We start from the raw sequence: 14,756 nt of genomic DNA, 5'->3' as shown, positions 1-14,756 counted from the left end.
GCTACCGGAGTTTTTACTACTGAGTCATGTGACTCTGTAGTCTTATGCGGTATTAGCACACTTTTCAATGTGTTATCCCCCTGCATAGGGCAGGTTACCCACGCGTTACTCACCCGTCCGCCGCTTTCCACTATCTAAATCACCCGAAGGTTCATTAGATAGCTTCTCGCTCGACTTGCATGTGTTAAGCACGCCGCCAGCGTTCATCCTGAGCCAGGATCAAACTCTCATGTTAAAGTTTCATCTTGACCAGATTGCTCTGGCTTATATTTTATAGACTATCGTCTTTATCCATTAATTTACAAAGGAAATTTCTTGGGTAAAACTTTATATACTAAAGTTTTGTTGTCTAATATACTATTTATTTTTCATTGTTCAAAACTGCGTCGGAGACTATAATAACAAATTATTAGAAATGTGTCAAGCGTTTTGAATAAAATAATTTATTTTTTATCAGTTTATTATAAATTATTAAGCTTTATACTTGATGATATTATTATAATTACTTCCTTATTATACATCGATATTAAGGCATAAAATAATATTGATATATGTGTAAAATTTATCAAATAAAAATATTTTTAATAATTTTTTATAATCATTATTTTATTGTAAATATACTTTACCAGTACATCCAGAAAAATACATTTGAGACAAAAAGACTACCAAGTCATTTTATTCATAAATGATAGCCTTCTTGTAATTTTTAACATTATATCTTATCTAACTGTATCCTGTACAAAATAAGCTGCACTATTATCAGCCCAATACTGTACAGCTACTTTTTCTGTATTTTGCTCAACGGTCCATTGTGTTTCATCAGCAAATGGCATCCATTGGCTCCATGTTTTTCCATCATCATTTGATACTCTTAAGTATTTTGCACCTACAGCTGAATGATGTAATGTAATACTATTGGAATCCACATTTTGAACTAAGTTTTCATCAAAAGTCCAATGTTTAGAAGGATTTGCAATAGGATTAGTATCTATACCTTTTCTGAATCTAGATTCAAATTTACCATATAGATTTTTACCATCTTCACTCTTAGCGCTTTCTAATATCTCTACTGTATGAATTCCATCGCTGACACTTGTTGTATATGTAAGAGTATTATTGTTATCGTCATAAGCTAAATCAGATGCTGATACTGCATTTCCATCATAACGGAATGCATCCTTCACACTATTTTCATTCATATCTTTACTGAATTTCACAGAAATAGTTTGATTATCACTATCCACTCTATTATCATGTTCTGGTGTTACAGATGTAACAACAGGATCTAGACTTTGTAAATTATCTGCTCTAACAAAAACTTTTGTTTCATAAGGTCCGACCCATAATGAATTTATCTTACCATTTTCGCCAAGACGATATCTTTCAGTTGGATTCATTGCGTTAACAATTTCGTCACCTTCAGTCCAACCTGTATGGAAATCTTTTGCTTCTATACTATCTGACCAAGTGTTAAATGCAACCATTGCCCAGTTTTTTTGGTCTCCCCAAACACGACTGTATACATAAACACCATTACCTGCATCAGATTGACACCATCTTTCATATAACTCATCTGTATTATGAAGTGCTGGATATTGTCTTCTCACATTCATTATTTTTTGAACATATTGATATGAAGGATTACACATGTCAAAGTTATCTTTAACAGCTGGATTAGTACCTGTTTTACAATTAACATCATACCATGCAACACTGCTCATGAAATCTTCACGTGATATACCATCAAGTGCAGTTCCTTCAGAAGAAAATCCTTGCTCATCTCCATAATAGAATAGAGGTACACCTGGCCAAAGTGCAATTACACTACTTGCTAGGTTAGATTTCTTGAAACCATCATTTGCACTAGCCATTCTCCATTGATCGTGATTATCATAGAAGTTTAGCATTGTATATCTTGATTCATTTTTTTCTGGACTCCAGAAATCATATGCTTCCTTGTCCTTATCATATTGAACCTTACACTGATCTAATTTTCCATAAACTTGATCTTTTATTGCTGGCATAAAGAAATTAAAATACATTTGGTAGTTGATACCACCATCCATTGTATATGTATTATCTATAAAAGAATTAGGGTCTCCCCATTGAGAAGGTTCTTTTCCTCTTCCTACCATTGTAGCGCCACGTCCACGATCGCAATAAAATTCACCAAAGATAAAGAAGTTATCTTTTCCAAGGCTTGCAGCATAATCTTTTACTGCTGGAGCCCATCTTTTAAAGAAATAAAGAGGTACTTGCATAGGAGTATCCATACGAATACCATCAATGTCTGTTGATGCAACTAAGGATTTTGTCATAGCGATAATTTTATCTTGGACACGAGGATGAGTTGTTCTAAGATCGTCTAATGAACCATAAATCTTTCCTAAATGATTACACCATGCATCACCGTAATCTGCAAGATCACCATTATGGTGAAAATCACTATTCCAGAATGAACCTGATCCTGAGTCTGTCTTTTTATTTCCTTGTGAGTCATATACATCACAGTACTGTCCTTCAGGAATGAAAGTATTATCTACAGTAAAATCCTGATATGTTTCATTTGGATCCCTAGGCATTAATCTATATTCACCATTGTGAAGTCGAAATGGCGCTCCCTCGTTTTGATGTCCTTCAAAGTAATATAAGTCAGACATATGGTTAACAATCATATCCACAATTACATACATTCCTTTTGAATGAGCTGCCTCTACCATATCCCTAAAATCATCAATTGTTCCAAATCTGTCATCAACTAATGTAAAATCTATTTCTCCATATCCATGATAGGAGTTACATCTATTCTGAAATACTGGTGATATCCATATAGCCGTATAGCCTAAAGATTTTATATAGTCCAGTTTATCTTCAATTCCTTTAAAGTCTCCACCATGACGGGCGTCAACTTTATAAAGATCATATCCGCCATACTTGCCTTCATTGTTTGATGGGTCTCCATCTGCAAATCTGTCTGTAATGAATTGGTACATTGGAACTGTTCTCCAATCATTTGGTGAAGGGAAATAATTGTGTCCCTCCCACTGACCGTAATAACCTGCTGGATTAGAACCGTCTTGGCTATAGTTCACATTCCAATCAGCATTGTCATTGGTTCTTGGGGCTGCCCATCCTGTATTGGTCATAAGTCCCAAAGCAAGTGGGAGAACTAAAGCTTTTGATATTATTTTTGATTTTTTCATGTCATCTACCTCCTAAAAACTCCTCAATAAAAATTGAGGAGTTAAGTCTTAATTATTTTGCTATCATGTGAAAATCATTTCCGTCATTATTTTCCCAAAATCCTTCTGCTCCTCCACGGTTGTATAAGATGTGGAAACAGTAATCAATGGTATCATTTTCATTGGCTTCGACATCTGCTTCATACCATACTTTGTAGTTATGGTTTTCATCATATCCATATTTACAAGTCATTGTTACATCTTTTATATCATTCCATCCGTTTACTCCATAATGAAGTATTACAGAATCAGTATAAAGACTTGGTTCATACCAACTGTTGTATACTACCTTACATGATACCTTTTGAGTAGGAGCGGCAGCAAAAACATTTGCTGATAAGCTTCCTGAAACTAATAACATAACTGTTAAAAACATGATACTTGATAATTTTTTCATAATCGTTCATCCTTTCTATATGTTTTTATTATTCAAACGATTCACGTAATATTTTAGGACAAAGAGAAAATAATTACAAGAGTGGTAAAATGTAGGAATTAGTAGAATTAAGTCGTTAAATGAAAAGATTGGTCGAGAGGCATTTTCAAGTAAAAAATTATATAATCATGGTATAAATTTATTTATAAAAATCGGCGAAATATTTTTTAAGGTAAATTTTTTGTTAATTATATGTCAAATAGTTTGTGATTTTATATAACATAATGGTTTGTATGATATAAATTTCATGATTATACACAAAATATTTTTTATTGTATTTGTTCATTTATTATATAAATATAAGAGAACTACGCAGACAAATTAGAAGTTTAGCGTAGTTCTAAGTTAGTAAACTTATTAATGATTCCATTCTGTGGTTTTCATGCCACCATCATTCATTATTCCTAATAGTATACCTATTGTACATAGAGCTTTTACTATTGTCATTATCTGTTCATTATCTACCTTTAATCCAATGGTAGTTAGTATTAGGATAACAGCGCTTGCTACTCCTAAGACGGTCTTTGTGTTGGTTAGTTTTTGTAGGATTCTTTTCATGGTATAGCCTCCTTTCCTTTCTTCAATGCTTATCCCAGGTTACTTATTATTGCTAGGATAGTTGCTGTTAGACCTACTATCCAGCCGATGTATTCTCTGTATGCTTTTTTATTGATTGTATGATCTTCTAGTCTTTGGACTCTATCATCTACGTCGTTAATCACTTGTCTAAGTCCATTGTAGTCTCTTATTAGGGTTTTTGTTTCTGTCATTGCAATGGTAAGATCATTGGTTTCTTTAGTAACCTTTTGTATTGCTTCATAGAATTCTTTTTGTGTGACAACGTTGTTCATTTTCAACCTCCTTTTGTGTGGGTATTTTCTTATATAAGATATTGGGTTAAGTTTATTTTAGCATGGGTGAGCACGACATTAACACGAAGTGATTATATTTTTTTACATAATAAAAACACCCTTGGTAGGGTGTTAGTTGCTATTTATTGATATAAAGTTATTTTCAAACCATTTTGCAATTTCGTCTTTTATGTAATTATCTACATCAATACCTTTAAGATTTGATTTTGCTGTTTTGATCACTAATTCATAAGCCTCTTCATCGTCAAAGATATCTTCATAACCATTTAAATTCAATAATGTAACTGCACTTTGTAATGCAACTCTTTTATTCCCATCTATAAAACAATGGTCTTTAACAAAAAAGTATAGTAACATAGCAGCTTTTTGAAAAACTGTTGGATATTTATCGCAACCAAAAAATCCATATTGTTGTGACAATATACTTTCTATTTTATTTATCGTTTCTGCATAATAATTATTGTCTCCGCCGTACCATTCAATCATATACTTATGAATAAATAGTATCGCATCTACATCTAAGTTATTCATTAATTTATTTAGCTAAATCTTTCATTAATTTGGAATGCTTATTTTTTGTATTTTTTATAGATTTCATAACTTTACTTAAATCAGTTTTGTTCTTATTATTGGTAGTTTTAACAGCTAACATATCGTCATCTCCCTTTTTACCATTCCGCAGTTTATTGTCACATTTTTTTTCCTTCTCACACGTAATAATCACCTCTGTATCATTATATGTGAATCATTAACAAATAGCACGATAACTATACATGTTCAATATCAAATTTTAAAGTTTATTATGAATTAAATATAGCTTAAATAAGTGCTAATGTCAAGATTATGCAAGTACAAACAACTAAGTAGATAATAAAGGTAGAATATTTTTTGATTTGACATATAATATTTGATATTTCTTTTGCAGGAACTATATCCATATCTGTATTCATGAGAAAATATACTATTCCTATTCTTAGAACTTATACTATTTTGCAACTAAAAATTAGATACAGTAGTTAACGCTTATATAGCTACTGTATCCAGTTTTATCTGATATAAATTATTCTATTATTATAAGCATCTCTTAGTACGCAATAGTATCCTATGACGCACTAACTTCGCCTAAAATCATTTTCTTCTGGTCTGCTGTAATCATATTAAAATTACAAGCACTTTCAATGTCCGCTTTAGTAGCCCACTTATTATCAAAAGCCATTTTCCAAAATACAAATTCTGGTATTTTATTCAATATTTTCACCTTCCTTTAACTTTGTAATGCGCTCTTCTGATAATCACTTTTTCTTTTTGCTAATTTTTAATATTGTTTTTAGATCTACATACTTTATTTTACCGTTTTTGTCTTTTCTTTTAACTTTTATAAACTTTCGCCTCCTTTATTCGCCTGTAGCACCTAATATTTTACTAATACCCTTGTTGACACTAGTAGTATCTCTACTTAATATATATTTAACCGTAATCTTATTACCCTTAGTTCCTGTACCAATAAACTCATCTTCTGTAGTGTTAGTTATTGTACTAGATTTTTTCATAGGTGTATAATTTTCTACATCACAAGTATTAACAATACTTAATTCAGAATCTATATTAAAATCTGTGCCATTATCCCTAGTAGTCCATGTGATAACTTCATTACTTGGTGTTGTTGGTGTAATATTATATCTAGCTATTGATTCAGTTAAAGGCAGTGCTTTAACATCATTAAACTTACCATACAAAGAAGTTGTATTATTAATATAGTTAGCAAAACTAAATAAGGGGAACTGTGAAGTATAGGTATTCATGCCTTCAACAAATGTAGGAAACTGCACATTACCAGTAGTACCACTAACAACTCTAGAATAAGAAAGTCCGCTAAATAAACCAGTAGAAGACTTCATTATGTATATACTGTAATAGGAGCTACTTTTACCATACCATGTTAAAAATAAATTACCTGTAGTATCTTCAAAAATATTAGGAGCGTATGCATCTACACCATGAGAATTAGGTACTACATAGGCAAGTGCTGTCCAGCTGTCTCCATCGTTATCTGAATAAGAATACTTTAATGTTGATTGTTCATTAGTGGCATTTTTACCAGACCAAAAGATATAATATCTACCAATATGAGAACCACGCTTCTTTTTATACAGCACCAAATCTTTTTGTATACTAGAAATATTCTCCATTAAACCATGAAGACCACCCACGTATTTCCATTTTACAAATTTTGCAACAACTGTTCTTCCACGCTGTACATGGCTATTAAAAACGCTAAAAGTTACTAAAACATCATTATTATTATAATACATTACGGCAGGTACAAATTGATTACTGCTACTTCCAACGTACTCAATTAATCTATAAGAATTTATATTATGCAAAGATTTATCCGTATTAATTGTAAAATCGCAGCTGTGCAGATTATAAATATGGGCACTTTGATGGTCATACGCAGCAAATACTACAGCAATTTTAGTATTTATAGGGTTTTTTGCTAAACTAATATCTTTAATACTTTTAACAGCATTTGCTATTATTGAACCAGAATAACTTGAATATAAATTACCATTTCCTATAGTTGAAGGATTGAACGCAATATAATAAATAGTACTAGCAGAAACAGAAGCATTTGCAAAGAAGAAGTATACATGGTCATTAACTATTATAAAGTTACCTTTACCTGATATATTCCCTGCTATATAGCATAGTTGTTGTACTGTTTTAAAGGTATCTTTGGATACATAAAAAGTTACCCTATTAGTACTATGAGTACAGTATATATACCATCCATTAGATAATTTTTGTACTTTAGACACAAAATTATATCCTACACCACCTAAATTGAAGTAACTACTAGTATAATTATATTCTGCAATATCTTCATAATCACCAATTTTCATTTTGTTACTTTCTACCCTAACATTACTTCTATATACTACAGCATGGTTTTTATAAGCATTTTGAGTTGGTGTTATTTCTAACTCACTACTATTAACTTTAGTTATTGTAACATCTTCCATACTATTACCATCCTGAATAGTAATTTCCTGTCCTAGCTTAAATCCTGCAGTACTTTCTACCTTATTAGTTAATACTGTTGTTCCTGAGTTAATAGTTTGAGTTAACTTAGTTTTGGTGTTGTCAATTTTACCCTCACTAAAATCATTAGTACCATCCATTAAATCGTAATATACATTCGTTGCCCCCAGTGTTCTATCATAAATATCTAAAACTGCTGATTGATTAGCAATTAATTTCTGATATTCATATTCTTTCTTTTTATCTAAACCTTTAGGGGCTAACAAGAAAAAATCAGGTGTTCCTGTCCGTGCTATATATGTATAAAAACCTTTATCTAAGTTTGTTATATTATTATTATCTTCATCTTTAATATTTAATGTTGTGTCTGAATTGACTTTTAATGTTAATGCCGTACCTTCTGGTATATCTGCTATAATTTCAACTGATATATACTTATTATTTGTAAATGTAAAACTAGGTACTGTTAACTGAATTTCTCTACCATTTACTGTAGCTTGTTTATACGCAATATCAGCCATATGCGTATCAATAGAATTCCCATCCATACACTTAACATTCTCTGCCATAGTAACTGGATAAATATTTTCCCAATCACTATTATTACTATTTCTTTTTTTTATTAAAACATTTTTATTAGACATTATCTCACCACCTTAAATTGTTTGAAAGAACACTTCACCAGCTTTAGCCACCGTTGGTAAAGTATTTCCAGTCTTTATCGCTGATGTTTCTGCAAAGTTAGCAATATCTATCTTTCCATCATTATTTGAATCATATGTTGCCTTCATCATATCCCCATAACCAGCTGAAGATAGTTGATTGTCAATAAATGTTTTTACAGCTTTTTGACTTGGTACCTTAGTATTACTAACTCCTAAAGAGGTATTTGTATCAACATTTGATTTATCAAATTTCCCAGCTAATAAATTAGTAATGGTTGTAGCATAATTAGGATCATTTCCAAGTGCCTCTGCCAGTTCATTTAAAGTATTAAGAGTAGATGGAGCTGAATTAACTAGTTCTGTAATCTTATCTATAACATACTGTGTTGTGGCTTTAGCATTCCAATTTGACCTTTCTGAACTAGTTATGTGTTTTGTAGTATCTGTCATATGCTGTTCAGCTGTATCTCCACTATTTGTTACAACTTGTGTTGCTTTTGTCTTAGGATATAAATTATCCCATCCTTCGCCGTTTTTTTGTTTTATCAGTATATTTACATCTGACATTTAATCGTCTCCTCACGTTATTATCTATATTGGTTCAAACCAGTAACTATTGTCATTAGGTGGTTGGGTACTGGTCTGTGCATTAGCTACGTTAATCCCTCCACCACCACTAAAATCAGAATCACCTACATCTTGTAACCATATAGTATTGGGGTTATAACTAACAGGTTCAATTTCACTTACCTGCAAACCATCTTTCAAATTATCCTCTACGCCACTTAACTTCTCGTCCATATTCCCCACTTTTTCATCTATCTTATCCCAGTTGTCATTCATCATAGTATTAATATTGAACGTATCTTCTCCATCTATAGCCGGGTCTACTTTATAGAGATTAAGTTTTGATGTGTAATCTGACATTAGATAACACCTCCTTCAAATAGATTTAATTTCGTGTTTTGTAATTCGTTGATTGTTCTATTGTCATGTATATCTTTTACCAACAGATATTTAATGTTATACTTCACTCCCAGATGGGCTGGAATAATCTGTTCAATAGCTTCTTTTACAGCTTTCATATTACTTGGTATACCATAAAAACTATTGAACTTGATATTTATTTTCCCATCAGTAAAGGTTACTTCAACATCTCCATTAGTCCAAGAATCCACTACATCTTTTATCAATTGCTCATCTATCTTACCTATTCCACGTATTTTACTTCGTATCCTAGAACGCCTATCTTCATGGGTATCTTTACTATTACTATCTTGTATTCCAGTATCTTCTTCCCAATTGCTAAGTCCTGTAGTAGCAGTATCTAAAAACATTTGATTATAGAGTTCTTTCATATGCGCTTTCAAGTCATCAAAATTTTTATCTTCCACTTCCATTATTAACTGAAATTCTCTAATGCCAGAGTAGTAATCAGGTAGATACTGCATTAAATTTGTATCATTCATTTAGCGTCACCGTCCCTATTATTGGTACTTGGTCTGTTAATACCACATTACTTGTACCACCATTAATAGTTAGGTTAGAATAATCGCTTCCACCTGCTTGTGAGATAGCATCAAGAAGTATTGCACCTACTTTGGCATAGCTGATTGAATAGTTATCTTTATCTTGCCAGTTATCAGATATCAAATCAGTAAAATATCTACTTAATTCTTTTGTAAATATATTTTTCACCTCATCCTTATCCGCATCTATTACAGTAGCAGTTAGATCAATAGTCTGTGAAACTGCTGCTTCTACTGTACATTTTGCGCCTATTGGTGCTGTACCTTTTCCTCTTCCCTCTTTACTTGGGTCAATATACTCTTGAATTTCATCAACCAATGCTTGTGATGCTGGCTGCATTAGTGTATTTACGACTATTACTTTAACTGTATAGTGTCCATTCCATCTTGGAATTACCTTAGCAGCTCCAACACCTTTAATATCTTTAGCCCACTTTTGATAGTGATAGATATTTCCTGAAGTGGCAGATTTCTTGACTTTTTCCTGCTGTCTATCAAGTAGGGATTCATCAGTTTCCATATCTTCACCTGGGACAATAACATCTTGTAAAACTGCTGACATCAACCCTTCTATTTCTTCTATAGGGATGAGTGTTCCTGTATCTGAGTTACCTTTTAGTCCTTCTTGCTCACATTCTAGTGTTACATTTTCCATTCCACCACTATTGTCTTTTACAACGTATGTAAGATCACCTAATCCAAATCTACTGCCAACCTTAGGAGTAACCCCTGTGAATGCACCTTTTCGAATTGCTTTAGTAGCATTTCTCCTATAGATACCAAAATCAGCACACTTTCTATCTAAAAACTCACCGCTAGATGAAGTTACAAAGGACATTTTCAATGCTGTATCAAGATCTATATATAGCTGTGCCAGTTCAGCGCAGGCTGGGGCAATTGCATCATATATAATACTGCCTTGCCTCTTATCTACCGTATCCGGTATCTTTGACATTGCATCTTCCACAATTGATTCATAGGTCATATGCTCAAACATTAACCATCACCTCGCTTTCAAAAGAACCCTCAACACTAATGACTTGAAATCTTACTGACATACTTTCTCCCTCATGGGAAAATACAAAATCAGTAACATTAATAATGCGGTCATCGGTAGTTAGTGCATCTCTTATTCGTCGTCTTAGTTCCATTTCTATATAATCGCTATCTTTTCCTATTAATCCATTTAGCTCTGATCCATAAGAAAAATCATATATAAGATATTGATATCTAGCTGTTTCTAAGATTTTGAACACAGCTTGTTTTATTGCATCAATACCATCAATGTAACCATTTATTTTTCCTTCTAATAAATTCAATTTATAGGTTTTTGTTTGTGGTATTATTTCTTCAAAATCCTTTATATTTGTTCCACTTATAGGTATCATGTCGCCACCACCTTATCTAGCACAATGTATTGTTGTCCACCTTGTGCCCTTAAAAGTACTACTTTATCCCCAATATGCAGTGAATTATTAACAGCTACTGTGCTTGTCAAAACCAAGAAATCCTCATCAAGTATGAATCTCTGGTCCACTTGTATCTGTAAGGGATATATTTCTATAACTTGTCCATAGTAAAAAGTTACCTCTTGGCTGTTATCTTTTACCCCTTGATTAATCTGCTTTAATGCCCCAATAAATTTTTGTGTATTACTCATCTATATCACCTTCAATGTTAAGCTCATTGTATGTTGATTGTTACTAAAGTTATGTTTTGCATTGTCAACAATAAATCTTTGTTTAAGGTCTATTCCTTTTATATCAACATATATTGAATTTCCTGCTCTTATAGATAAATCACCTATACAATCAAGACTTAATCCTTTTACTACTCTATTTTTTACAGATTGCAGCTGATTAGCCCTTTTTCGAATTTGTGCTTCATTTAACTTGTCATTAACCTTTTCATAATACTGGAGAAGTCCCCATTTTTTGATATTGCTGCTATCTTTTACAATAAATACTTCTCTTTTACCAGTTTGTTTATTGTCTTTATATAGCTTAATCTTATTATATGAATCTCCATCTATACTTCTATCATAGGAATAACTGGTTAATAGACTGCTGTCTCCAATAATCAGATCAGTAAACATACTTGTTATATTCTTAAGGGTTATACTTCCAAAAGAATCATATAATACATACATTTTACCTGTGTTAATCAAAGTATTATCTAAGGTCTTATATATGATGTCTAGAAGTGTCTGTCCATCTTCAACCATTAGAGGTATTTTGTAATCTGTATTTTCTATTGTTCCTAATTTAATGTTAAAATCAGTAGCTATCTTCCTTATGATTTCATCTGCTCTTTTGTTCTTGAATACGTATGTATCTTTGTTAAGCAGATACCTTATTTGGTCATAAGCTGTAATACTGAGAGTTTCATCTGATGACCTTTTGATTTTGAATATATAACCGTAAAATATACCAATGTTATCTTTTTTGAAGTAAATAATACTTCCTTCATTTATCTCTAAACCTTTTTCTATAACTAAGGTAAAAGATAATTCAGAGGCTTTTCCTACTCTAACTGTGTCCCATGTAATGCTGGTCACCAACTGACTAATATCATGAATATTGCCATTGGATGTATTTTGCATAATTAGATTAATCATAGTCTCACCTCGTTTTGAGGTATTTTCAGCTTCTGTCCTGGATATATCAGGTTAGGGTTTTTTATGTTATTGATCTGAGCTATTTTATTGTACAAGTTACCGTTTCCTAGCTGTAGTTTAGCTATTTTCCATAGGGTATCACCTTTTTTTACTATGTAAGTCTTCGGTATTACCTTAGTTACTGGTCTTGCTCCTTGATAGTCTTTGGTATAAGCCATTTTGCCATCGTTATTAGATAATGTTATTCGTCTTGCTTTGAATTCACGGTATTCTGTTAGGCTCATGGTAAAGTAGATATCGCCGACTTCTCCTGCTTTTTCAGTTATTTCAAAGTCTTCTATCATCCATAGTCTATCTATAGGGTAATAACCGCCTGTTACTTTGAATGTCAGGATTTTATTACTCTGTTTCCAACTGTATATTTTGTTTACATAAACACTTGGATGTTCTAAGTTATTAGTCATTACAAATGGTGCTTCTTCTAATGGAAAGAAACTGCTGATACTTATTTTCAAAAGTTTTCTATCACCTGATCCTACAACTTCACCAAACTGGTATATATTATAGGTTTCTGTGTTCCCTGACTGAGTGACGTTAATCTCTTCTGGATTGACTGGGAGTAGTATTTCTTCTTCACTATTATCTAATAGTCCTATATAAAATTTATACATCTATGCATACACCCCCTGTGCTGAGTTAGTAACTTCTGTTACAAGAGCTTCGGTTATTTTTCCAAGAAGTCTATCTGCGTCTGCATTTTCGTTGACAGTCATATCGCCCATAGATACTGTTGGAGTTAAGGTTACAAAATTCTGTATCATTTCTCGTTCTGCTACGTCTCTCATAAGTTTTACATCTTCATCGGCAATGTCTACATCATCGTTTATCTTGTTAACTTGGACTCCTACATCTTTGCTCTTGCCTGTTCCATTGACTTTGTTTTGTAACTGTCCTGCTCCATCAACTTTACTTTCTAACTTTCCTAAACCCAACTTATCTTTTAATGCGTCTGCTGAGAAGTTTTCTATAGCTCCTGCTACAGCTTCTTTTGCACCACTTAAGTCAACTTTACCTTTTCTGATAAATTTTCCTGTTGTTTCAGCTGCTCCACTGAAATCTACTTTTAGATGATCTAGTTTACTAATGTTAGCACCTAATAAGTTAAGTCCTGAAATAATTAAATTGATGCCATCTATAAAAGGATTAACAAATATATTCAAGAATGTATTAATTCCATCACCAGCAAATCTAATTATTCCTTCTGCTGCCGATGCAAGTCCTTCTATGAGACCATTTATACCCCATTCAACAAAATCGAAAAAACCTCTTGTTAAATTAGCTATTGCTGTTCTAACAGGCTCCATAGTAGCTATCAGCGCTATGAATGCTGTTATTAAGATAATAATGGCTTTTATAATTATCATAGTTGGATTGGCTTCTAGTATAGCTTTTAAAATTCTTTCTTTTATAATACGTATTTGCATAACTGCATTATGAATGGTAGTTGCTAATGTTATTGCTCCAATTGCTAATGCAACAGCTCCTAGAACAGCCAAAACTATATGAGAGTTTTCAATTACTACTCCTAATATTGAATTTATCATATCCATTAATGGTTTCAGATAATCTAATAACATCATGACTCCACCAATTATTTTTTCTATAATTACCATTATCAGGTCAAGCATCGCTATAAACTCTTTACTATCAAGAAATCCTAATACTTTTTCTAAAACCGGTTGTAAGGCTGTTGCAATTCTACCACCCATGTTAACCCATGTATTATTCCATTTTTCTTTTATCTGATTAACCATACCTGAAAATTTTTCATCCTGTGTAATTCCTAGTTTAATATTTTTCCCTATTGGTGTTTCCCAGAATTTTTTTATATATTTAGTTGCTTTATCAATTCCTACAGGTATACCCGAAAACCATTTTTTCTTCTTAGTAGGATCTTTTTTCCCTACTTGTGTTTTGCTTCCTGCTTCTTTATTCTTCTTTCCTATCAATTGACTCATCTTATTGATGATACCTTTCATAGGATTTTCCATTGTTTCCTTTAACTTACCACTTTTTTTAATTTTATCAGAGAGTTTTAATCCTTTTTTCATCTTATCAATAGCTTTGTATCCTTCTTCAATCTTATCTTTATATGTATTGAATGTAGATATATTATTTTCTATTGTAGTATTAAATTTATTTAACATCTCTACTGAATTATTTATTGTTGTTATTGCTGTCATGTATTCACCACCTTCATTAACGTGTCTTGTTATAAGCCTTCTTCTCAGCTTCTATATGTAAATCTACACTAGCAATTACAAAAGCTTTTTCACGTCTTGGTAAATCTAGA

16 protein-coding genes and 1 rRNA gene are annotated in these 14,756 nt (G+C 32.1%); all 17 read right to left on the bottom strand.

From position 1 onward, the window contains the following. A 16S ribosomal RNA gene (locus ACX6CF_RS07455) occupies window positions 1–235 on the bottom strand; the annotation flags it as partial. 484 nt (window positions 236–719) lie between these two features. After that, entirely contained in the window at window positions 720–3,203 is a 2,484-nt protein-coding gene (locus ACX6CF_RS07450; RefSeq protein ID WP_458784685.1) for an alpha-amylase family glycosyl hydrolase, read from the bottom strand. 52 nt (window positions 3,204–3,255) lie between these two features. Then, window positions 3,256–3,639: a hypothetical protein gene (locus tag ACX6CF_RS07445; protein ID WP_458784684.1), complete on the bottom strand. Its 384-nt coding sequence runs from the start codon at window positions 3,637–3,639 to the stop codon at window positions 3,256–3,258. Between the two features lie 396 nt (window positions 3,640–4,035). Continuing rightward, on the bottom strand, window positions 4,036–4,236 hold the full coding sequence (locus ACX6CF_RS07440; protein ID WP_458784683.1) for a hypothetical protein: 201 nt from the start codon (window positions 4,234–4,236) through the stop codon (window positions 4,036–4,038). Window positions 4,237–4,265: 29 nt separating this feature from the next. Continuing rightward, a complete protein-coding gene (locus ACX6CF_RS07435) occupies window positions 4,266–4,529 on the bottom strand; it encodes a hypothetical protein (RefSeq protein ID WP_458784682.1) in 264 nt (87 codons plus the stop codon). A 132-nt stretch (window positions 4,530–4,661) separates the two neighbouring features. Continuing rightward, the gene (locus tag ACX6CF_RS07430) at window positions 4,662–5,081 is read right to left on the bottom strand and encodes a type II toxin-antitoxin system death-on-curing family toxin (RefSeq protein WP_458784681.1); all 420 of its coding nucleotides are present in this window, start codon (window positions 5,079–5,081) and stop codon (window positions 4,662–4,664) included. 571 nt (window positions 5,082–5,652) lie between these two features. Beyond that, window positions 5,653–5,799, bottom strand: coding sequence for an XkdX family protein (locus tag ACX6CF_RS07425; RefSeq protein WP_458784680.1), 147 nt, complete (start codon window positions 5,797–5,799; stop codon window positions 5,653–5,655). A gap of 145 nt (window positions 5,800–5,944) precedes the next feature. After that, window positions 5,945–8,236: a hypothetical protein gene (locus ACX6CF_RS07420; RefSeq protein ID WP_458784679.1), complete on the bottom strand. Its 2,292-nt coding sequence runs from the start codon at window positions 8,234–8,236 to the stop codon at window positions 5,945–5,947. Between the two features lie 12 nt (window positions 8,237–8,248). Continuing rightward, window positions 8,249–8,824 carry a hypothetical protein gene (locus tag ACX6CF_RS07415; RefSeq protein WP_458784678.1) on the bottom strand — a complete coding sequence of 192 codons (576 nt, stop codon included), beginning with the start codon at window positions 8,822–8,824 and terminating at the stop codon, window positions 8,249–8,251. 24 nt (window positions 8,825–8,848) lie between these two features. Then, window positions 8,849–9,184 (bottom strand): hypothetical protein, encoded by a 336-nt coding sequence (locus tag ACX6CF_RS07410; protein WP_458784677.1) that lies wholly within the window; start codon window positions 9,182–9,184, stop codon window positions 8,849–8,851. Then, window positions 9,184–9,726, bottom strand: a complete 543-nt coding sequence (locus ACX6CF_RS07405; protein WP_458784676.1) for a putative phage tail protein — start codon at window positions 9,724–9,726, stop codon at window positions 9,184–9,186. The genes ACX6CF_RS07410 and ACX6CF_RS07405 overlap by 1 nt, the downstream gene beginning before the upstream one ends. Beyond that, the gene (locus ACX6CF_RS07400) at window positions 9,719–10,783 is read right to left on the bottom strand and encodes a baseplate J/gp47 family protein (RefSeq protein ID WP_458784675.1); all 1,065 of its coding nucleotides are present in this window, start codon (window positions 10,781–10,783) and stop codon (window positions 9,719–9,721) included. Before ACX6CF_RS07400 ends, ACX6CF_RS07405 begins: the two co-directional genes overlap by 8 nt. Next, on the bottom strand, window positions 10,776–11,174 hold the full coding sequence (locus ACX6CF_RS07395; protein WP_458784674.1) for a DUF2634 domain-containing protein: 399 nt from the start codon (window positions 11,172–11,174) through the stop codon (window positions 10,776–10,778). Before ACX6CF_RS07395 ends, ACX6CF_RS07400 begins: the two co-directional genes overlap by 8 nt. Next, entirely contained in the window at window positions 11,171–11,446 is a 276-nt protein-coding gene (locus ACX6CF_RS07390) for a DUF2577 domain-containing protein (protein WP_458784673.1), read from the bottom strand. The genes ACX6CF_RS07395 and ACX6CF_RS07390 overlap by 4 nt, the downstream gene beginning before the upstream one ends. Continuing rightward, a complete protein-coding gene (locus tag ACX6CF_RS07385; protein ID WP_458784672.1) occupies window positions 11,447–12,403 on the bottom strand; it encodes an XkdQ/YqbQ family protein in 957 nt (318 codons plus the stop codon). Further along, window positions 12,400–13,074: a LysM peptidoglycan-binding domain-containing protein gene (locus tag ACX6CF_RS07380; RefSeq protein ID WP_458784671.1), complete on the bottom strand. Its 675-nt coding sequence runs from the start codon at window positions 13,072–13,074 to the stop codon at window positions 12,400–12,402. The genes ACX6CF_RS07385 and ACX6CF_RS07380 overlap by 4 nt, the downstream gene beginning before the upstream one ends. After that, the gene (locus ACX6CF_RS07375) at window positions 13,075–14,646 is read right to left on the bottom strand and encodes a hypothetical protein (RefSeq protein ID WP_458784670.1); all 1,572 of its coding nucleotides are present in this window, start codon (window positions 14,644–14,646) and stop codon (window positions 13,075–13,077) included. Between the last annotated feature and the right edge of the window lie 110 nt (window positions 14,647–14,756).

It is taken from the genome of Vallitalea sediminicola, assembly GCF_054408565.1.
The sequence above is the reverse complement of the archived record's forward strand: the minus strand, read 5'-3'. Positions and strand labels throughout refer to the sequence as shown.